This is a genomic window from uncultured Dokdonia sp., assembly GCF_947492815.1.
GTDB lineage: Bacteria > Bacteroidota > Bacteroidia > Flavobacteriales > Flavobacteriaceae > Dokdonia.
On the sequence record NZ_CANLOB010000045.1, the window covers coordinates 1 to 21,862 of the forward strand.

The 21,862-nt window shown below is 35.1% G+C and carries 15 protein-coding genes and 1 tRNA gene; 11 read left to right on the forward strand and 5 right to left on the reverse strand.

The genetic code is table 11. The features are described from left to right. Positions 1-247: 247 nt before the first annotated feature. The 3 genes from Q1A01_RS22995 to Q1A01_RS23005 all read right to left on the reverse strand — a co-directional run bounded on the left by Q1A01_RS22995 (position 248) and on the right by Q1A01_RS23005 (position 2,755). Complete coding sequence (locus Q1A01_RS22995) at positions 248-1,375, reverse strand: helix-turn-helix transcriptional regulator (protein ID WP_299685728.1); 1,128 nt, start codon at positions 1,373-1,375, stop codon at positions 248-250. Between the two features lie 221 nt (positions 1,376-1,596). Further along, entirely contained in the window at positions 1,597-2,289 is a 693-nt protein-coding gene (locus tag Q1A01_RS23000) for a YafY family protein (protein ID WP_299685731.1), read from the reverse strand. Between the two features lie 88 nt (positions 2,290-2,377). Then, entirely contained in the window at positions 2,378-2,755 is a 378-nt protein-coding gene (locus tag Q1A01_RS23005; RefSeq protein WP_299685734.1) for a VOC family protein, read from the reverse strand. 620 nt (positions 2,756-3,375) lie between these two features. On the opposite strand from Q1A01_RS23005, the gene Q1A01_RS23010 reads away from it, so the two are divergent. Together Q1A01_RS23010 and Q1A01_RS23015 are read left to right on the forward strand one after the other, a co-directional pair. Next, a complete protein-coding gene (locus Q1A01_RS23010; RefSeq protein ID WP_299685737.1) occupies positions 3,376-5,469 on the forward strand; it encodes a LodA/GoxA family CTQ-dependent oxidase in 2,094 nt (697 codons plus the stop codon). A gap of 9 nt (positions 5,470-5,478) precedes the next feature. Then, entirely contained in the window at positions 5,479-6,570 is a 1,092-nt protein-coding gene (locus Q1A01_RS23015; protein WP_299685740.1) for an FAD-dependent monooxygenase, read from the forward strand. An 80-nt stretch (positions 6,571-6,650) separates the two neighbouring features. Here Q1A01_RS23015 and Q1A01_RS23020 read toward each other — a convergent pair whose 3' ends face one another. After that, complete coding sequence (locus Q1A01_RS23020; protein WP_366520127.1) at positions 6,651-6,875, reverse strand: DUF2892 domain-containing protein; 225 nt, start codon at positions 6,873-6,875, stop codon at positions 6,651-6,653. A gap of 204 nt (positions 6,876-7,079) precedes the next feature. On the opposite strand from Q1A01_RS23020, the gene Q1A01_RS23025 reads away from it, so the two are divergent. The 8 genes from Q1A01_RS23025 (at position 7,080) to Q1A01_RS23060 (ending at position 20,087) form a co-directional block, all read left to right on the forward strand. Beyond that, positions 7,080-8,243: a helix-turn-helix domain-containing protein gene (locus tag Q1A01_RS23025; RefSeq protein ID WP_299685745.1), complete on the forward strand. Its 1,164-nt coding sequence runs from the start codon at positions 7,080-7,082 to the stop codon at positions 8,241-8,243. A gap of 78 nt (positions 8,244-8,321) precedes the next feature. Then, complete coding sequence (locus Q1A01_RS23030; RefSeq protein ID WP_299685748.1) at positions 8,322-10,460, forward strand: serine hydrolase domain-containing protein; 2,139 nt, start codon at positions 8,322-8,324, stop codon at positions 10,458-10,460. A 280-nt stretch (positions 10,461-10,740) separates the two neighbouring features. Further along, on the forward strand, positions 10,741-11,637 hold the full coding sequence (locus Q1A01_RS23035) for a DUF6268 family outer membrane beta-barrel protein (protein WP_299685751.1): 897 nt from the start codon (positions 10,741-10,743) through the stop codon (positions 11,635-11,637). A gap of 509 nt (positions 11,638-12,146) precedes the next feature. After that, a complete protein-coding gene (locus Q1A01_RS23040; RefSeq protein WP_299685754.1) occupies positions 12,147-13,148 on the forward strand; it encodes a GntR family transcriptional regulator in 1,002 nt (333 codons plus the stop codon). A 2-nt stretch (positions 13,149-13,150) separates the two neighbouring features. After that, positions 13,151-14,635, forward strand: coding sequence for an FGGY family carbohydrate kinase (locus Q1A01_RS23045; protein WP_299685757.1), 1,485 nt, complete (start codon positions 13,151-13,153; stop codon positions 14,633-14,635). Between the two features lie 4 nt (positions 14,636-14,639). Further along, positions 14,640-15,956: a xylose isomerase gene (gene xylA, locus Q1A01_RS23050; RefSeq protein WP_299685760.1), complete on the forward strand. Its 1,317-nt coding sequence runs from the start codon at positions 14,640-14,642 to the stop codon at positions 15,954-15,956. An 11-nt stretch (positions 15,957-15,967) separates the two neighbouring features. Beyond that, positions 15,968-17,386 (forward strand): D-xylose transporter XylE, encoded by a 1,419-nt coding sequence (gene xylE / locus Q1A01_RS23055; RefSeq protein WP_299685763.1) that lies wholly within the window; start codon positions 15,968-15,970, stop codon positions 17,384-17,386. A gap of 31 nt (positions 17,387-17,417) precedes the next feature. Beyond that, positions 17,418-20,087 carry a glycoside hydrolase family 3 C-terminal domain-containing protein gene (locus Q1A01_RS23060; RefSeq protein ID WP_299685766.1) on the forward strand — a complete coding sequence of 890 codons (2,670 nt, stop codon included), beginning with the start codon at positions 17,418-17,420 and terminating at the stop codon, positions 20,085-20,087. 213 nt (positions 20,088-20,300) lie between these two features. Here the strand turns inward: Q1A01_RS23060 and Q1A01_RS23065 are convergent, their stop codons facing one another. Beyond that, complete coding sequence (locus Q1A01_RS23065; RefSeq protein WP_299685769.1) at positions 20,301-21,212, reverse strand: YitT family protein; 912 nt, start codon at positions 21,210-21,212, stop codon at positions 20,301-20,303. 390 nt (positions 21,213-21,602) lie between these two features. Between Q1A01_RS23065 and Q1A01_RS23070 the strand changes: the two genes are divergently transcribed. Next, positions 21,603-21,687, forward strand: a tRNA-Ser gene (locus tag Q1A01_RS23070). Positions 21,688-21,862 lie beyond the last annotated feature (175 nt).

A 21,862-nucleotide genomic window follows, 5' to 3' on the forward strand; every position in this document is an offset into this window, starting at 1 on the left:
AAAAATGAGAATATGTTCATCTTTTTAGAATTGGGGAAAAGACAGAATTGATATGAAAGCTTGCTCCTATTTTTTGTTTCCCCGTCCCTAAAGGGAGCAAAAAATGAGAATATGTTCATCTTTTTAGAATTGGGGAAAAGACAGAATTGATATGAAAGCTTGCTCCTATTTTTTGTCTCCCCGTCCCTAAAGGGAGCAAAAAATGAGAATATGTTCACCCTTTAGGGTTGGGGAAAAACATATTAGGTCAATTCTTTTCTTGTGATTCTTTAAATTCTTTGGGAGATTGTTGGGTCATTTTTTTAAAAACACGCTGAAAAGTCGCTTGGGAATTAAACCCGCAATCATAGGCAACTCCTGTAATGGTTAAGTTTTCTGAGGATGGGTCTAGAATTCGTTTTTTGAATTCGGTGATGCGATACGTATTTACGTATTCATTAAAACTCTTTCCTAAATGCTGATTCAATACGCTAGAAATAGTTTTCTGCGGAATGCCTGTGTGTTGTACCACATCTTGTAATTTAAGCGTTGGTTTGAGATACCATTGTTCTTTGTTCATCAGTGTTTCTAAAGCCGTGACCGTTTTAGTGATAACTTCTGGAGAGGCTACTGTTGAAACTGATGACTTAGTGATCGCTTTATAACCAATAATATACCCGTTGACACCCAACCAATACACCAAAATCACTAACGGAATATAGACAGGATACCAACCCACATAAGACAATAAGTAGTTTGACACATTCGGAATGGTATACGGAATCAAATGCAACGCCCAGATCCCTGCAAATATGGTAAAGCCCATTAAAAACCGTTGAGCCCATTTCGCGGAAGCGGTCTCCTTTTGCTGCACAGATTGCTGTTTCCATAACGTATATGAAAACCATAGATACACCACCAATGACAGCCATCGCGGAATATCAACATAGGTATTGTACCCATCTATCCAATCGCCTACACCTCCCATATCGGTATTGGGTAATACCCCTAAAAAACCACCTATGATACACACTAGTACGATAAGTTGCGGAATCAGATCTAGGATCACTGTATAAAAATGACGTTTATCCTTTTTAGAGAGTGTATCTTCAGGATACAATAAGGCGCGAACATAGAAATAAAGTAACGGCCCCACTGGCATAATCACTACCAAAGGTACAATCATTTGTAGCACATCTAACACTACACTAGATACTGTAACCGCATTCAGCAAGTACAAATTCAGACACGCCAAAGAGATCAATAAAAGAATCCATGCCAGTCGTCTGTTGGCATTTTTATTCACCTGCAATCGATATAACACCACTACCGTAATCAGCCCTTGTAAGGTGCCGAGTAATAATAGGATGGTCAATAAGGTATTTCCGCCTTGCATGTAGACAAAGGTATCTTTTTATACGCTTTCGCGAAAGCGCACTCAGAAGCAAAAACTAAATATGAAAACCTGAAACTTGAAATCAAGACATAGGATTTAAGACGTAGGACTCTAATTTAAAATCAATACTTATGACGTAAGATTATAGTTTATGATCTCTTCTCTATTTTCTACATACCATATTCTCAGAACCTGAAACTTGAAACCAAATAACAGATCCCCTATTTACCATCAAACGGGCAGGTCGCAAAATAGTCCTGAATACTAAACTTCCGATCTTCAAAGGTATCTGCTAAGATTTTATAGTGTTGGATACGATCTATACGGAAAGCACGCATGTCTTGACGTAAATGACACCAAGCAATCAGGATCCATTTATGATACGCAGAATACATCGCACAAGGCTCTATCTTCCGAAAGGTAATCGTAGGATCATCTGCTTTTTGATAATTGATTTCCATATACTTAAAATGCGTAATGGCCAATTGAATCTCTGACAAGGCATTACTGGAAAACTCCTCTCGCTCCCAGTTAAATACCAATATTTTATCATTTAATAATTCGCTTTTCTCTTGAATAGAAGTCCGAAATACTGATTTAATCTTTGTAAGCGCCTCATTAAATTCGGTAACGAAAGAAACATCTTTTGATTGACTCACCAGATGTTGAGCCGTAATTAAGGCATTGGCTTGTTGTTCTGTAAACTGTACAGGAGCCACCGAATAGGTATCTATTAGACTATACCCTCTACCTTCAATCGTATACACAGGAATTCCTGCCTCTTCTAGTTTACGAATATCTCTATAAATGGTACGAACACTTACCTCGTATTTATCGGCGAGTTCAGTGGCTGTTAGCAGTCGTTTGGAACGTAACAGCGTTAAAATTGATATGAGTCTAGATAGTTGTGACATAACATTACAAAGATAGCAAACGCTTGATCAGGACGTTTGCTATAGTAACATAAGTGCTATGTGTATAGAACTTATGATGCATTACTCATTACCCCATAGAATGGAGGGCGACGCGGTTTCCCTCTGTATCGGTAAACTGAGCAATAAATCCATTTTCCTGAATATCGGTTTTAGGCATTACGACCTTCCCTCCTGCACCTTCGACTCTACTTAAAGGCACACTCAAATCTTCGCCTCCATTCAAATAAATCGTAGATCCATCGGTAGACGGGTTCATACCTTCCATTTGCAGAATAGCACCGCCTACTTTATTATTTTCCATATCATATGGAAAAATACCATACTTCATATTTTTATCTTCCATATGGTGATCAATAATCTCGGCACCTATTACTGCTGAATAGAATTTTTTTGCTCTTTCGTAATTACTTACTGGAATTTCAAACCAATTAACTGCGTTTTTCATGATGTAATTGTTTTTATAAATTATTTATACTGCAAAAATATTAGCGTCATTGACAGAAGATGTCAGGGGTCGTTTTTAAATTTATGTAATGTCGATTTCCGCTTTCGCGAAAGCAAATATCAAATCTCAAAACCCAGTGACTTCGATACAATTTTTAATAATCCCGTCGTTCAGATATACAATCACTCAGTCACCTAACATAGGTAACAAAAGCAATAGCATAGGTGATTGAGTGCTTTCGCTTTTTTTACGAAAGTGTATCAGAATTACCGACTCAAGTCTTAAAAAATTGAAATCTGAAACTTTTAAACCAGATAACGAATAACAGATAACAGATAACGAATAACAGATAACAGATAACGAATAACAGATAACAGATAACAGATAACAGATAACAGATAACAGATAACAGATAACAGATAACAAAAAACAGATAACAGATAACAAATAACAGATAACAGATAACGAATAACAGATAACAGATAACGAATAACAGATAACAGATAACAAATAACAGATAACAGATAACCGTTAACAAACAGGAAACCAGTAGAAATACGTATATAAAATTGAAGGCACGGCAGTATTTTTAGAATCTCAAATTTTAAAAACCAAAAAACATGAGCCAACCTAAATTTAGAATTTATCCCTCCATTGGAATCGCTCGAATGGGAAATGGTCCAGCAACTAAAGACCAAGTTATTTTTAGTCCAGAAGTTCCTTGGGAAAATTTATACGACACCAAACAAAACTACATCACAGAAGACGGTGCTTTAAAGAAGCAGGCACAACGTTTTTATATCTATGAATGTGATGATGACGGGAAACCTATATGTGCCATTAGCGCAGAAGATTATGATATTCATTGGTCTGTTGAAGTTGCTAATAAAAAGCCATTCTGGTATGATTTTAATAATAGTTTAGATCTATCTGTAGTCGCAGATAATCAAAACTTATCGCCCAACTTTGTTGAAAAAAATATTGCGCCAGGTGTAGGAGCAAAACGTAGAAATCCAAATGTATTAGATCAAGGCATACGACAAGAAGGAGGATATGACTATCGTAAAGAGCTTGTCAATAGCCCAGATGCTGTAGCGGTAAGTGAATCACATAAACGACAAGAAATTCGAGGGAAGTTTCCGTTTACCAAAGGGAAAGCGCTAAGTATGCTTGCCAAAAGTCTACATACCAATGCAAAGCAAGTAAACCTTGGAACTGCCGAGTATGATGATGGTACACTCATCTTCTATCCTGCAGATGGGATTTCTGCTTCCTTAAACCCTTCAGATTTAAATACTGATTTTGCCGATAATTCAAATTGGTATGATGATATCTGTGATGGACGTATTACTGCTACCATCAAATCAAAAGACGGAAAGAATGAATATCATCTCACAGATGCAGAGAGTGCAGCGTGGGTAGCTTCTGCTCCACCAGATTATGCACCTCAAATTCAACCCATTTCTACCATGTTTGATTTAGTATGTGGTGCTGCAAATGATACTTATACCCCAGAATTGAGCTTGGTATTTCCTATGATGTATCGTTTGTATAGAATGCAATGGGTAAATCTAGGAGATTTCCTTTCGCCTTCTTTTAAAGAAACGATGGACAAACTAGCAAAGGATAATAAATTCAAATATATCTACGATAAAGGAAGTACTCCTGAAGAGCGCAAAGAAGCAGATGAAGTACGTGAAATGATTTTTAAGCTTTTTAGAAATCCAATCTATAATTATGATAATGAGCCTATCATTCCGAGCAAGGATATGACTAATATTGATAATAGAGGGAGTGGTACTCAAGAATTAAAATTACCGTATTATCCAGGGGATGGAATTGATTATCCGGGAAGTCCAGCGCAATGGTTTGCAATTCCTCCTATGATTTATGATGAGTTAAAGAAATGGAAAGATGGAGAATTTGAAACTCCAGATAGTTTCAAATTCAAGAACATCAATCAGATGGGAAGATTCTATCGTAAACGTTTTAAGCAAGCGGCAAAAGATGAGGCTAGAAAACCCTTATTAATGACGCGTGCAGTATTAGAAACGCTCTATGGTGGCGGTTTCCATCCAGGTGTAGAACTTACATGGCCTATGCGTCATGATCTGATGTATGCAGAAAATAAGATGATTTATCCTTGGGTATCGGAACACAAAAATTATACCTATGGTTTTTATGGCTTACGCGAAATACGTCTCAATACAGCTTCTCCTGAAGAACAAAAAAAGATCTACTATAATGACTTTGGTTTCCAAATGGATTCTAATAACATCAAGGAATCAATGAAAAAAGGAGCCGATCATTGGCTATGGAAAACAACGCCTGGTGATTTAACCAAATGGATGGGAATCCCGTGGCAATCAGATGCAGGAAGTTGTCAGGCTGTATTTGTTGAAAAACAATACCCAATTCCTTCTTGGTGGGCAGCCAATTTACCCGTTCAGGTATTACCAGAAGATGCGTATCAAAAACTGTTAGACCCAACTATTTTGTTGAAAACCAAACATAATATTTATGCTTCTCGTTTAGCATGGTTACATACCACAGATACAGGTTTTATAGGATATCACGCAGAAGGTGGGTATATGAACGGACTTATTAATATGGTCTATAAATGGAAAGATATTGGAGTGGTTACAGGAAGAAAATTGAATGTAAAAGGGCTTCCAAAAATTGTATATGTAGCCTTTAATGGCAAACAATCATAAATAGAACGCATGATTAAAACAGATGTGATTATTATAGGTAGTGGGATTTCTGGTCTCACCCTCTCGCTGCTCTTAGAAAGAAAGCAAATACCACACATTGTTTTACATCGCGTACAGAAACAAAAAGTCATGGCATTGGGAGAAACGCTTCCCCCATCGGCCATGGCTTTATTGGAAGAACTGGAGTTACTTTCATTCTTTCAAGAAAATGCACTTCGTAAAACCTATGGATATCATGCAGTATGGGGAAGCAAGGCTTTACAAACCACCAACTTCTTTACAAGCAATCCTTTTAAGTACGGACTGAAAATAGATAAGCAAGGTATTCAAACAGCATTAAAAGCAAAAGTAGCGAGCCATATCCTACCATTCGACCTATTAGATACTATAAACCATACAAAAAGCAAGGTAACAGTTACCATCACTCATAAAAAAGAAAAACAACACATTGAAGGGAACTATATTGTAGATGCTACAGGACGAAACCGTGTACTGCTTCAATCATTACAAATCCCTATCAAACAGTATGATGAGTTATTAGCTTTTAGTTGTCATCTCCCCAAAAAGAAACATAAACATATGATTCATGAGGTAGTTACAGAATCTTTTGCTGGCGGATGGGGTATTGTCTCTGGCCTAGATAAAGAGACGCAAGTAATGACCTTATATACCACTAAAAATACAGGCTTACACAAACAACTCACAGCGTATTCTCATTGGAAAACTATACTTTCTGGCACCAAATATTTACGGAAATACTTAGCAAAAGAAGTGCCCAATACGATACATGGGGGAAAGGCAGATTCGTCAGCACCTCAACAGATAGCAGGAGAAAACTGGATCGCTATAGGCGATGCTGCCATAGCATTTGATCCATTATCTTCTCATGGCATTACCAATGCCATCTATACAGCTCATCGTGCATGTGAGGCTTTTACAAGCCCTTCTTATAGCTTGCAGGAATACCATCAAGATATGCAAGCGATTCTTACTACTTATCTGGATACTAAAAACACCTTATATCTACGAGAACAACGCTGGCCAGAAAACGAGTTTTGGGAAACGTATCATTCAAATGATGCGATAGCACTAATATTATAATTCTAGGATATGATATTTGATCACTTCACGCTCTATGATTGTGAATCTCATGAGTACGCTTTCGCGAAAGCGTATACACATTACTTAAAATACTCATCAGATTTACTAAAGTCTACATCTATAGATTTATAGAAAGGACAGAAACCTGAAATGCCTGCTGCTAAAAAAAGTCCTGAGAGCAAGATTAAAAAGAATCCTAAAAGATTCCATAAAGGTCCGAAAATTACAATTCCAAGAAGTACTAGTGAAATAACAAATCGTGCTATACGATCCATTATATTCATATTTTTTTTACGTTTAATCATATGGGGCTAACATAATTATACATTACAAAAATACTATTTTTATATAAGGAAAATCAAAAAATATCTTACACGAAATTATTTTGTTTTTTACAACATCTAATAAAAATCGCTTAATAAAACTATATTTATAGAGAATTTAAAACTACAACACATGTTTAGCTATAAATATGTGTTTGTGTCATCAATCAATCATAAGAAGTACCTATGTTTTTTGGCTTTGGACCTAAGAGTTCTATTTTACTTATTTTCTTTTTTCACGGAATTGTATTCTCTTTTTTATTATTAAAAAAAGGTATACAAAGTGATATCAAATCTAGTAAATGGCTGAGCCTTTTTGTATTCTTATGTACTTTATACATTACTCCCTTTATGCTGGGGTATGCCAATTGGTACTCTGAGCCACCTTATAGGCAAATCTTGTTTTTTATACCATTTCAACAGCTTTTTCTTATAGGACCTGTACTCTATTTTTATTCGCAGAGTTTATTAAATTCGTCCTTTAAAATTTCAAAAAAAGATTATATACATCTCGTTCCTGCTTTTGTATATATGGTTTATAGTCTTATCGTTTTTATTACAGATGTTTTTATAGTAGACGAGCCTTATTTTTATGCAGATGGTAGAGATAAAGATTTTGACCTATGGTATCAAATCGCAGGATTAGCATCCATGGTGTATTACTTAGTTTTAAGTTTGCGCTTTTATATAAATTATAAAAAAATAGCTTTTGAAACCGTAAGTTTTGCCGATTCAATTTTGTTTAAATGGTTACAACATTTTTTTATTGCCTTTTTAGTTATTCTATTACTAAGAGTTTTATACTTTATCATAAATCCTGAATGGGGGCAATTTGGTCGTAAGTTTTGGTATTATCTCTGTTTTTCAGCATTATATTATTATATCGCATTAAGTGGTTATTCTAATACGGTAAAGGCAATGATTCCTATAAATACTCCGGTAGATGAATCTGATCCAGACATACCCAATCAACATACAGAAAAGAAAAGATTAGAAATCACTATTCCGAATACCGATGCATGGAAACAAAAGTTACTAGACCTTATGCTCATAGAAAAGCTGTATGAAAATTCATCTTTAACTGTTTCGGATGTGGCTGCTCAATTGAAGACTAATACGAAGTTTATCTCTTCTATTGTAAATAGTGGATTTCAGATGAATTTTAATGACTTTATAAATTATTATCGGGTAGAAGCTGTCAAAGAGCAATTAAAAAATGATGCTCAAAAAACAAAAACTTTATTAGGTATTGCCTTAGAATGTGGTTTTAATTCTAAAGCAACTTTTAATAGAGCTTTCAAAAAACACACTTCACTTTCTCCTAAAGAATTTCTTGCAACTTTATCATAAAATAGGTCTCAAATCCAGATTTGAAGCGCGTAAGACCTGTAAACAAAAGATATTTGTGTATCAGTTTAAAAGCGCATTATGAAAAAAGTAATCACCACTATTCTTATCATAGTATCTTATATAAGCATTGCACAAACAATTGCTACAGATAAAATAGACGCTATTGTTTCTTCTCAAATAGAAACCAATGATCCTAGTTTATTTGTAGGTGTTGTTAAAGATGGTATTATAGTATATGAATACTACAATGGCCTTACTAGCTTACAACATCAAGTAAAAACAACGGAAAATTCACGTTCTAATATCGCTTCAGTAGCGAAACAATTTACAGCCTTATGTATTTTGCAATTACATCTAGAAGGGTCATTAAATTTAGAAGATGATATCCGTACCTATCTTCCTAAGTTATACAAAAATATAAAGGAACCTATTAAGATAAGGCATCTCATTAATCATACCAGTGGGATTAGAGACTATTCAGATTTAATGAGCGTACAAATGGATGCTTGGTGGAGTCGTATAGGCCTAGATAATAATGATGTGATAGCATTACTAGAAAAACAAGAAGACCTCAACTTTACCCCCGGAACTGATTATACCTACAGTAATTCTAATTATACCCTCTTAACAAAAATTGTTGAGAAGGCATCTGGAATATCCTTTCATGACTATTCAAAACAATTATTTGAAGGATTAGGAATGAAAAACACTGCATTTGTAAAAAACTATATGGCAGTTATTCCTAACCAAGCACTTCCCTATTCAGATTGGGGAAATGGCGTATGGCAACAGTTTCCTATGCTTACGAATCTATATGGCGATGGTTTTTTATTTACCACACTTAAAGATCAACTACTTTTTGAGCAAGCGATTCAAAATGCTCAAAAAACAACGAATCAATTATTGATACAAAGCCAGCTACCTATTCCTAATAGTGAGATTACCACCTATGGTTTTGGGTTAGAACTCACCAAGAAACTCAATTACAAAGCCATACACCATGCAGGAGGCACAGGTTCCTATAATGCACAAATGGTTCGTTATCCAGAAGAAGGACTTTCTATTTTTGTGATGAGTTCCAATAGTACCGTTTGGAGTGGCGGTATCGCAAATCAGATAGCAAATGTGATTTTACCTAAAAAAGAAACCGTCATCACTCCTACAGATTTTGAAAGCCTCTCGTTAGGAAATCCACTTTCTTTAAAATCACTAAAAGGAACCTATATCACAGCCGATGAAAATATTATTATAAAGATTTTCCAAGAAGATGGAAATATAAAATATCAAAGAGATAACAACAATCCATTTATACTCGTAAAAGAAAGAGAAAACCTGTATGTTTTTAAAGAGTCTCCTGATGAAAAAATTGTATTTACTCAAACCAATGATCAGCCTATAAATCTTACTTTATATCTTCCAGGAGAAGATCCAAGATATCACTCAAAACTTCCCAATACAAGTGTAAACAGTTTTGAATTAGATGCCTACACAGGACATTATAAAAACACAGAACTAGATGTAGCTTTTGAAATTTTAAAAAAAGAAAATGATTTATTTATCAAACTAAAAGATGAAGATCAAACTCCTAAAATCACCCTATTAACTCCCACAAATTTATTGGTCTCTGATTATAAACTAAAAGTAAAAAGAGATCCTTTTAATAGAGTGCGCGAAATTTTACTCTCTCAAAATCGCGTTAAAAACATCAAGTTTGTAAAGAAAACATCATTAGAGTTTCAGTCTGTCATACCTACAGACAATGGTTCTATACAAGTCACTACAATAGCTTCTAAAGGAAAAGGTTCCAATATTTTATTGACTAAAAATTATGAAAATGGTAATGAAATTTGGTTTAAACAATACGGTGGCAGTAGCTACGATAAAGCCAACTCTATTATTGATACCAAAGACGGAGGCTATCTTCTGGTAGGATCTACAAGTTCCTATGGTAATGGAAATTATGATGTATACATTATTAAAGTAGCTAATGATGGAAAAGAACAATGGAGCGCTACCTATGGCGACTTTTATAATGAATATGGAAATTTTGCTGAAGAAACTGAGAATGGTTATATCATTAAAGGAACTAAACAAGCATGTATATCAAATAATCTAGCGCTAGAAAACAATTGTAAAACCAACGTCTGGATGATTACTATTGATAAAAAAGGGAATAAGCTTTCTGACACATTACAAGAAGAAATCGTAGAAAAATAAGCGTATCAAAAGGAATGGCATAAGTAAAAACACTGTGATCAGCGACTATTATAATTACTAGGTAATGTGCTAACTATCAGAACCTAGCTTCTAATAAGAAGTTAGGTTTTTTCTATTCAAAAGAATATAAAACACGTAAATAAACACCTATTTATACATGATATAATCATATTTAATACATATAAAGTATTATGGTTTAGTATATTTGTTTAACTTCCAAAATCAAAAAATAAACAAAACAACAACCAAGTAAAAGTAAAACTTCAAAAACCAAATCATTATGTTGAAAAAAATAACCTTATTAGCTTTTCTAATTTTTGGAACAGCTATACATGCTCAAGACTATTTAGATGTTGTAAAAGCGACCTATCATACTACTACATTAGGGAATGTAGACAACGATGAAGAAACCGATGTTGGTAATACAAATGTTGAGGTTTATTTCCCTTTGCCTTTAACGAGTGATATTACAATGATTTCTGGATTTACGTATGAGAACACACGATTAGGTCTAAATAATTCTATAAGTAGAACCAACTTAATCATGACACGACTCAATCTAGGTGTAAAACTTGATCATGGTAATAAATGGAGTGGTACGTATGTAGCACTTCCTAAATTTGCTTCAGATTTTAATGATCTGGGAGATAATGATTTCCAGATGGGAGGTCTTGCTTTATTAGAAAAAAGATACTCTAGTAAGTATAGCTTAAAATTTGGAACCTATGTATCATCAGAAAACTTTGGAACAGTCATCACCCCATTAATTGGGTTATGGTATAAATCAAAAAACAAAAAGTTTTATATCAATGCGACATTACCGATACGAGCCGATGCAAATTATTCTGTCGCAGATCACTTTAGCGTAGGTGCAAATCTTCTTACTTCTGTAAAATCGTATAATATAGCATCACAATTAGGTGATGGATTTTATGTGCAAGAAGAATCTATACGTTTTTCTGCATTTGCAGCCTATGGGTTGCTAGATGACACACTTATTGTACGTGCGAGAGTTGGTTTTGACACTACTGATTACGGCTTATATGCACAAGGCGATGATGTAGGTGTTCAAGTATTAACGTTTCAAGTAGGAGGCGATGACAGAAACCGACTTAATTCAGAGTTTGAAGCAGCTCCTTTTGTAGGGTTAGATCTTATTTTTAGAACAGGACTTTAGTATCCTTAATATATCAAACAAAATCACCGGTATCCATATGATATCGGTGATTTTTGGTTTTAAACTAACTGTCATTCAATCTTTTTATACATAGCATTATTTCATTAGTTGCTGTGGTATATATTCATACGACCAATTGTACATTTTGATTACTTTGATAGATTTTTTCTCTAACCCTAGGGAGTATCGACAAAATTTTTAGCGCTTCCTTTAAAATTGAAGTAAAAACTAAAAAATTCGCCAGAAAATTAGCATTATGAACATCTAAATACACAACGGATTCATATCATGTAGGATGAATATGCTGTATACGCTTTCGCGAAAGCGTACCAAAAAAAGGCTGCAAACGTAATATGAGTAGTTACTTACATACGGTTCACACCAGAGATTTGAGAGCGATATAATCGACCACCCCTCACCCATCATATGCACACATCACTGTGAGAAAAATATAAAGAAGAAGTGATTTTCAAAATAATTTTTATAAATTCGAACCATAACAGAACAGAATGGATGTAAACAAAACCTTATTACAAATCAATCATGCAAGTGATATCCCTAAATATCAGCAAATTGTAACCGCTATTGTAGATGCTGTTGCCGAAAGTTCTATAAAAAAAGGAAGTGTTTTACCATCCGTAAATGCTATTTGTAAAACACATAAACTATCTAGAGATACTGTATTTAAGGCCTATTCTATTCTAAAAGATAATGGTGTTGTAGATGCCGTACCTAACAAAGGGTATTTTGTCGCACATGACACCAAAAAAGTATTATTAGTCTTAGATACTTTTAAAGCATACAAAGAGGTTTTATACCACTCATTTATCAATAATTTACCTGATAATATTATATCTGATGTACAATTTCATCATTATAATATTGATAATTTTAAAACGATCATAAACAATAGCGCTGGTAAATACTATAAGTATATCATTATGAACTTTGATCACGAAGATGTTACAGATGTGCTCTCTAAAATTAGTAGTGATAAATTATTACAAATAGATTGGAATATTCATACAGACTCAGATAGTAACTATGTTTTTCAGGACTTCGGAGCCTCTTTTTATACAGCGATAACTGCAGCAGAGAAAGCATTAAGAAAATATAAGAGAATAGACTTTTTATATCCTTCATTTACGTATCACCCAACAGAAACTCTTGATTATTTTAAAAAATTCTGTAAAGATTTCCATTTCGATTATCAAATAATTACCGATTCTAAGAATTTTAATATAGAAAAAGGAGTTGCGTATGTAAGTGTTAGTGACCGTATGCTAGGAAGGTTTTTAGAACAGAGTAAAGACCATCATCTTGAACCCGGAACAGATGTTGGTTTCCTTTCATACAATGAAACCCCTATGAAGAAATTTATTTATAAGGGAATTTCGGTGATTTCAACAGATTTTAAGGAACTAGGAACAAAAGCTGCTGAATTTATTACATCAGATACCCCAATGCAACATTATGTTCCTACAACGTTAACCCTTAGAGAATCCTTATAAAGATGTATAGCATAGGAATAGATCTAGGGAGCTCGTCTGTAAAAGTAGCTATTATTAAAACGGCTACAGGAGAATGTATGACTACGCTTCACGAACCCGCTACAGAAATGGAAATTCATGCACCAGAAAAGGGTTGGGCTGAACAAAATCCAGCGATATGGTGGGCCTACACCTGTAAAGCTATTCAACGAGCACTAGAAGAAACACAAATAGATGCAACAGATATTCAATCTATAGGTATTGCCTACCAAATGCACGGATTAGTTCTTCTTGATGATAAAGGAAATGTTTTGCGAAATTCAATCATATGGTGTGATAGTCGTGCTGTAAGCATAGGGCATCAAGCATATGAGGATTTAGGCGCTCAAAAGTGTTCTCATCAACTTCTTAATTCCCCAGGTAATTTTACAGCCTCTAAATTAAAATGGGTGAAAGACAATGAACCTGATCTTTACAATGCTATTCATAAATACATGTTACCTGGAGATTATATCGCCTATAAGTTAAGTGGTATCATTAACACGACTAAAAACGGACTCTCCGAAGGAATTTTATGGGATTATAAAAATCATACACTTGCTGATGTATTATTAGAGCATTATGACATTGATAAACACCTCACTCCTACACTTACTGAAAATTTCACTTTACAAAGTAAGGTTAACACAAAAGCTTCCAAAGAAACAGGATTAAACGTAGGAACGGTTATAACCTATAGAGCTGGTGACCAACCTAATAATGCTTTATCCTTAGGTGTTTTTGAACCTGGACAAGCTGCCCTCACAGGAGGAACTTCTGGGGTGATGTATGCAGTTACTGCACAATCAACATTTGAAGAGATTCAACGTGTAAATCAATTTGCACATGTAAATTATACTGCTGAAACTCCAAATGTAGGAAGGTTACTCAATATTAATGGTGCTGGCATACAATACCGTTGGTTACTCAACAATACCAAAGCATCATCATATGAAGAAATGAATACAAAAGTAGCTACAGCTCCTATTGGAGCAGATGGCTTGGTATTATTTCCCTTTGGTAATGGTGCAGAACGAATGTTTCACAACCGTATCATAGGTACACACATCAAAAATCTTGATTTAAATCGTCATCAGGAGGCACATCTCTATAGAGCAGGATTAGAAGGCATCGCCTTTGCTTTTATCTATGGAATGGAATTATTAAAAGAAGATCATACCGAGATACATACGCTACGGGCAGGAAATGATAATTTATTTAGATCGGAAGTCTTTGGAACCACCATCGCTACATTAATTGAACAACCGATTGAAATATATAATACCACAGGTGCTGTAGGAGCTGCTAGAGCTGCGAGTCTTAAAGACCATGACTTTACATCATTTAGTAAACAAATAGTTTCTAATGATCATGTCATGACCTATCACCCTGCTAAAGATGCTTCTCAATATCAAGAAGCATATCTACACTGGAAAAAAGAATTAGAACATACACTAAAAAACAACTAAAACTATGGCTAGCCACGAGTATTTTAAAGGCATCCCAAAGATCATTTATGAAGGAGCTCAATCTGATAATCCTTTGGCATATAAATATTATGATCCCGAAAAAGTAATCGCAGGAAAAACAATGCGTGAGCATTTTAAATTTGCTATTGCCTATTGGCATACCTTCTGTGGTCAAGGATCAGACCCTTTTGGACCAGGCACTCAAGATTTTGCTTGGGATCAAGCTTCAGATCCTATACAAGCGGCAAAAGATAAAGCTGATGCTGCTTTTGAGTTTATTTCAAAATTAGGATTTGACTATTTCTGTTTTCACGATTTTGATCTTGTACAAGAAGCAGCGACACTCGCAGCATCTGAAAAACGTTTGGATACTATTGTAGACTATATTCAACAAAAGAAAGACGAAACAGGTATCAAACTCCTTTGGGGAACAGCCAATTGTTTTTCGAATCCACGATATATGAATGGTGCTGCTACCAATCCTCAATTTGATGTTGTAGCAAGAGCTGGTGCACAAATAAAACTAGCATTAGATGCTACCATTAAATTAAACGGTGAGAATTATGTGTTTTGGGGTGGTCGTGAAGGCTATATGTCTTTACTTAATACTGATATGCATAGAGAGCTAGATCATATGGGACAGTTCTTAACAATGGCAAGAGATTACGCGCGATCTCAAGGATTTAAAGGTACTTTCTTTATTGAACCAAAGCCAATGGAACCTATGAAACATCAATACGATTTTGATGCTGCTACGGCTATTGGTTTTCTAAAAGAATATGGACTTGACAAGGATTTTAAATTAAATATAGAAGTAAATCATGCGACACTAGCACAACATACCTTCCAACATGAACTGGAAGTAGCAGCAAAAGCTAGTATGTTGGGTAGTGTAGATGCTAATAGAGGTGATTATCAAAATGGATGGGATACAGATCAGTTTCCAAATAACATTCAAGAAACGACCGAAGCCATGTTGGTATTCTTAAAAGCAGGTGGTTTACAAGGAGGTGGTATCAATTTTGACGCTAAAATAAGACGTAATTCTACCGATATGGAAGATGTATTCTATGCGCATATTGGTGGCGCAGATACATTTGCGAGAGCACTTATCACTGCCGATAAGATCATGACATCATCATCTTATCTAAAATTACGAGAAGAACGTTATAGCTCCTTTGATACTGGAAAAGGAAAGGAATTTGAAGCTGGTAATATGAACCTACAAGACTTGTATGAAATTGCCAAAGAAAATGGTGAACTCCCATTAAAAAGTGGCAAGCAAGAACTCTTTGAAAATATCATTAACCAATACATATAAACTCTCATTTTATGGCTTCTTCTAAGAATTCTTCATATCTGATTAAACTAGCTATGGTCGCTACTTTAGGAGGACTCCTTTTTGGTTATGATACAGGTGTTATCTCAGGAACAGTGGGTTCTTTAGAAAGTTTCTTTGTCACACCCAAAAATCTAAGCGAAAATGCAGCAAGTGCTTTTAAAGGATTTATTGTTTCTAGTGCTTTAATTGGATGTATTATAGGAGGTGTATTGAGTGGTTTTGTAAGTACTGGCGTAGGTAGAAAAAAAGGACTTGTCATAGCTGGTATTTTATTTCTCATTTCTGCTTTAGGGTCGGCGATGCCTGAGATGTTACTAAAACCTATAGGAGAAGCAGATCACACATTTTCTACTATTTTTATTATTTACAGAGTTATTGGAGGTATTGGTGTAGGGCTAGCTTCTATGTTATCCCCCTTATATATTGCAGAAATAGCGCCTGCAAAAAAAAGAGGGCAATTAGTATCCTATAATCAATTAGCCATTATTGCTGGGTTTATGGTTGTTTATTTTGTCAACTATTTCATCTCTAAGTTCGGCGGTTCAGACGAATGGCTTCATACTGTAGGCTGGCGATGGATGTTTGCATCAGAAATCATACCTGCAGGACTTTTCTTATTATTCTTATTCTTTGTGCCTGACACTCCTCGATCGTTGATGCTTAAAGGTAAATCTGAACAAGCGCTGAAAGTACTCATCAAAGTGAATGGTGAGTCTGAAGCTCATAAAATACAACATGAAATTAAAACTTCTATAGATAAACCTGATTCAAAAAAACTACTTTCATTTGGTTGGGGCATCATTATCATTGGAGTGATGCTTTCTGTTTTCCAACAGTTTGTCGGGATCAATGTCGTGTTATATTATGCGCCAGAAATCTTTAAAAACATAAACCCAGATACTGATGGTGCTCTTTTGCAAACTATCATTGTAGGTGTCGTCAACTTCTTATTTACCATTATTGCTATTAAAACAGTAGACAGTTATGGAAGAAAACCTTTAATGATGATAGGTGCTTTAGGAATGGCTTTAGCCATGCTTTCACTAGGCTTTGTTTTTTATTCGGAAGCTACAGGATATCTGGCCCTGATATGTATGATGATATATGTTGCTAGCTTTGCACTTAGCTGGGGACCTGTCACTTGGGTATTATTATCAGAAATATTTCCAAATAAAATTCGTGGTCGTGCCATGGCCATTGCTGTAGCTGCACAATGGATTGCAAATTATGCGGTGTCTTTCACCTTCCCCATGATGGATGACAACCGTTATCTCACCGAACAATTTCACAACGGGTTTGCCTATTGGGTATATGGTATTATGGGGATTTTAGCCTTTCTATTTGTTAAGAAATTTATTCCTGAAACAAAAGGAAAAACCTTAGAAGAAATGGAAGAACTATGGAAGTAACACACATAAAGCGCTGTAAATAAAAAATACTATGAAAAATCAACCAAATAGACCAACATTCGGAGTAGAAGGAATCAATATGCTTTTAGTATGTGCTACCTTTATGATCCTAGTTAGTTCATGTAAAGAACGCACTACAGTAACACAAGAATATACATCCCAAGATACCGCTATATCATTTGAAGAAAGAGCTACTGATCTTGTGAGCCAGATGTCATTAGAAGAGAAAGTATCACAAATGCGATACGATGCTCCAGCAATTGATCGATTAGGGATACCCGCTTACAATTGGTGGAACGAATGTTTGCATGGTGTTGCTCGTGCTGGAGAAGCCACAGTATTTCCACAAGGAATTGGTATGGGATCTACATGGAATCCTGAATTAATACATGACATGGGTGTTGCTGTTTCTGATGAGGCTCGTGCCAAACATCATAAATTTGCCAAAGAAGGAAAACGAGGTATTTATCAAGGGTTGACTTTCTGGACACCTAACATTAATATTTTTAGAGACCCAAGATGGGGACGCGGTCAGGAAACTTATGGAGAAGATCCGTATTTAACCAGTAGAATCGGCGTTCATTATATCAAAGGATTACAAGGAGACGATCCTAAGTACTTAAAACTGGTCGCTACTGCAAAACACTTTGCTGTGCATAGCGGACCTGAAAAATCAAGACACGAAGATAATTATCAAGTTTCCAATAGAGACTTATATGAAACCTATCTCCCTGCATTTGAAGCTGCCGTTAAAGAAGCCAAAGTTCACTCTGTCATGTGTGCCTATAATAGATTTAGGGATGAAGCCTGTTGTGGCAGTAATTTATTACTTCAAAAAATCTTACGAGATGATTGGGATTTTCAAGGATATGTAGTATCCGACTGTTGGGCTATTAATGACTTTTGGGAACCCAACAGACATGGCTTAACTGAAACTGCTGCAGAAGCAGGTGCTTTAGCCGTAGACAGAGGTACCGATCTAAATTGTGGTAGTGTATATGATCCAAATTTAAAAGAAGCCGTTCTTAAAGAACTTATTGATGAGTCAAAATTAGACATCGCATTACATCGTCTATTTACTGCTCGTTTTAAACTTGGTATGTTTGATGACGTAAAATACGTAAAATGGGCGCAAATTCCATATGATGTGGTCGCTAGTGACAAACACTACCAACTTTCTGAAAAAGTAGCCAGAGAATCTATGGTATTACTCAAAAACGATAATAACATATTGCCACTGAGTAAAGACATTACATCCATTGCAGTGATAGGTCCTAATGCCAACTCAAAACAGGCCTTACTAGGAAATTATCACGGTACACCACATCAATTTATTACGCCGCTTAAAGCAATTGAAGATAAACTACCCAATGCACAAATTAATTACGCACTAGGTAGTGATGTGGCAGAAGGATGGCCTATTTTAGAAGCCATTCCCACTTCTGTACTTAAAAATGGAGATAAAAAAGGATTAAAAGGTGCCTATTACGCTAATAGATCTTGGGAAGGTGAACCAACACTGGTAAGAAATGATACTACAGTACACTTTATATGGATGCCAGAAAAACCTGTAAAAGGTATTCAAAACGATGAATTTTCAGTGAGGTGGACAGGGGAAATTGTTCCTAAAGAAAGTGGTCCATACCGAATAGGGTTAAAAGCAAGTAGCGGAGGTAGCATCTATTTTAATGACGAATTACAATTTGAATTTAGTGATGATCACGAACCAAAAACAAGGTATTTTGATGCTGAGCTTACCAAAGGAGTTGCTTACGATATCAAAATAAATTATTTCAATTATCATACAGATCCGCAAGCACATTTGGTATGGGCAAAAAAGGATCAAGATTTATTAAGTCCTGCGATTGAAACTGCTAAAAAATCAGATGTGGTGGTGCTTTGTTTAGGCTTATCTCCCAATATTGAAGGAGAAGAAATGCCTGTATTACTCGAAGGTTTTGATAAAGGAGATCGCTCAGAGATTACCCTTCCTAAAACACAAATAACATTACTAAAAGAAGTGCAAGCACTAGGAAAACCTACAGTATTAGTACTTATGAACGGAAGTGCCTTAGCCGTAAATTGGGCAGACGAAAATATTCCTGCTATTCTTGAAGCATGGTATCCTGGAGAATTTGGTGGTAAAGCCATTGCCGATGTATTATTTGGAGATTACAACCCCGCAGGTAGATTACCGGTTACTTTTTACAAATCTGTAAACGACTTACCAGATTTTAAATCATATGGGATGCAAAATAGAACCTATAAATATTTTAAAGGTGATCCGTTATATGCATTTGGACATGGATTGAGTTATACGACTTTCAACTATGATCATTTAGAAATCCCTGATGTCATAGAAACTCCAAAAGAGATCACTTTAAAAGTAGCAGTGACCAACTCAGGTAAGGTAGACGGAGACGAAGTGGTACAAGTCTATATCACCCATATCAATAGTACACATGATGCTCCCATACGATCGCTCGTTGGTTTTAAACGCATTCATCTAAAAGCAAATGAAACAAAAACGGTTGATTTTAGTATCACATCAAAATTATATGCACAACTAGACGAAGAAGGTAATAAGATACATCCAGCAGGAAAAATGTCTATAAGTATTGGTGGCAGACAGCCTACTGCTAATGAACTCAGCAATTCTTCTTCTAAAAATCTAGTATCCAAAATCGTTTCTATAAAATAGTATATTTAAAAGAATCCAAACAACTAATTATACTATAAAACAAACTGTTAATTTTAAGAACATTATCTCCATTCGTCTCCCCCAATCTTATTAAGACAGAATGGAGGTTTTGTTAATAAAACTTAGATAGAATATATTTATAAAAATGTGTCTGAGCACGCTTTCGCGAAAGCGTATACAGCAACAGTTCCCATAGTATTGAATTATAAAAACTTATTCATTGATAGGCGCTATAATAGAGGTAGATAATTGTGTTCCTTTTTTCTTATTGAAATAATGACGTAAAGCACCACCTTTTACATTATTAACGTCAAATTCAATGATAAAAGCAGTCTTATCTATTTTGGTTAATAATCGATATAATTTCCGAATATCAATACGATTTACCACCGTATGAATAATACGTATTTCTTCTTGCTGTCCTGAACTACCATATCCAGAAGCGCCTTTATAAACCGTGACTCCTACCCCTATTTCAGCCAGTAATGCGTTTTCGATTTGAATAGCATTTTTAGAAATAATGGTAAATCCAACAAAATCTTCAAAGCCTTCTATGACCAAATCGATGATTTTGGCCGTTACGATGTAGGTGAGTATTGAATACATCGCTACTTCGGTTGAGATCACAAAAGCAGTAATGATAAAGAGAATACTATTAAAAATAAGAATGCTTTTTCCGATGCTAATTCCAAACCGATCATAGATAAAGATCCCGAGTATTTCTGAGCCATCTAAGACAGAACCGTTTCTGATAGCAAGACCAATTCCTAATCCTAAGAATAAGCCTCCAAAAATGGCTATTAAGAGTTTATCATCTGTAATTGCTGGAAAGGTTTCTATATGAATCGATATAGAAAGCAAGACAATAGAAATGATTGATTTTATTAAAATACGTCTAGATATGGTAAATATTCCGATAATAATAAATGGAATACTTGCGCCTATAAGAATAAAAGAGATGTCTATCTCAAAAATTTCACTCAATAAGATGGCGATACCCGTCACACCACCATCTAGAAAACCATTAGGCAATAAAAAGGCTTTTAGGCCGATACTTGCTAACATAATCCCTAGTAGAATCTGAATGTATTCTTTTATAAAACCGATAAGCCCTCCTCTATTCATAATATTTACAATTTAATGTCGTGCAAATATCCATCTAATCTTACATATATTTTTATTTATATTTATCATATGAAGCATAAGATTTCCTTATGAACAAGAAATATATCGCTACTATTTTTATCAATGCTATACTCCGCAATACTATATAAATGTCAACCTGAACTCGTTTCAAGTTCTCATTAAATGACTCGACACACGTAGCATGAGATTCCGAAATGAATTCGGAATGACGCTACCGTTACTAATGATACGTTTACAAGCCGAAAGATGTCATTGTTTTGACAGGAATGCTGTTTTTTTTTAGAATATTTATTCTTAAAAGTTTTTTAAAAAGAAAAAGCGTCTTATATTTGCACCCGCATTCAAGGAAATACCTTGATGAGGCACTCAGGAGAAATGGCAGAGTGGTCGAATGCGGCAGTCTTGAAAACTGTTGAGGGTCACACCTCCGGGGGTTCGAATCCCTCTTTCTCCGCTTAGAGCAAAGCTCGATTTCTGAATAGAAATCGGGCTTTTTCTTTTGTTATGAACGTTAAAAGCATTGCTTTTAAAAGAGCATAGGAAAAGAAAAAGGGATCAAGACCAATTGTTGTGTTTATGCAAATATTCTAGTTAATCTAAAGAGGAAGAATTCTACATTTTTGACACCT

Coding starts and splice junctions, on each gene's coding strand:
- Q1A01_RS23060 (WP_299685766.1), top strand. CDS start 17,418: ATGAAAAATCAACCAAATAGACCAACATTCGGAGTAGAAGGAATCAAT.
- Q1A01_RS23005 (WP_299685734.1), bottom strand. CDS start 2,755: ATGAAAAACGCAGTTAATTGGTTTGAAATTCCAGTAAGTAATTACGAA.
- Q1A01_RS23030 (WP_299685748.1), top strand. CDS start 8,322: ATGAAAAAAGTAATCACCACTATTCTTATCATAGTATCTTATATAAGC.
- Q1A01_RS23020 (WP_366520127.1), bottom strand. CDS start 6,875: ATGATTAAACGTAAAAAAAATATGAATATAATGGATCGTATAGCACGA.
- xylA (WP_299685760.1), top strand. CDS start 14,640: ATGGCTAGCCACGAGTATTTTAAAGGCATCCCAAAGATCATTTATGAA.
- Q1A01_RS23040 (WP_299685754.1), top strand. CDS start 12,147: ATGGATGTAAACAAAACCTTATTACAAATCAATCATGCAAGTGATATC.
- Q1A01_RS23010 (WP_299685737.1), top strand. CDS start 3,376: ATGAGCCAACCTAAATTTAGAATTTATCCCTCCATTGGAATCGCTCGA.
- Q1A01_RS22995 (WP_299685728.1), bottom strand. CDS start 1,375: ATGCAAGGCGGAAATACCTTATTGACCATCCTATTATTACTCGGCACC.
- Q1A01_RS23035 (WP_299685751.1), top strand. CDS start 10,741: ATGTTGAAAAAAATAACCTTATTAGCTTTTCTAATTTTTGGAACAGCT.
- xylE (WP_299685763.1), top strand. CDS start 15,968: ATGGCTTCTTCTAAGAATTCTTCATATCTGATTAAACTAGCTATGGTC.
- Q1A01_RS23065 (WP_299685769.1), bottom strand. CDS start 21,212: ATGAATAGAGGAGGGCTTATCGGTTTTATAAAAGAATACATTCAGATT.
- Q1A01_RS23045 (WP_299685757.1), top strand. CDS start 13,151: ATGTATAGCATAGGAATAGATCTAGGGAGCTCGTCTGTAAAAGTAGCT.
- Q1A01_RS23000 (WP_299685731.1), bottom strand. CDS start 2,289: ATGTCACAACTATCTAGACTCATATCAATTTTAACGCTGTTACGTTCC.
- Q1A01_RS23025 (WP_299685745.1), top strand. CDS start 7,080: ATGTTTTTTGGCTTTGGACCTAAGAGTTCTATTTTACTTATTTTCTTT.
- Q1A01_RS23015 (WP_299685740.1), top strand. CDS start 5,479: ATGATTAAAACAGATGTGATTATTATAGGTAGTGGGATTTCTGGTCTC.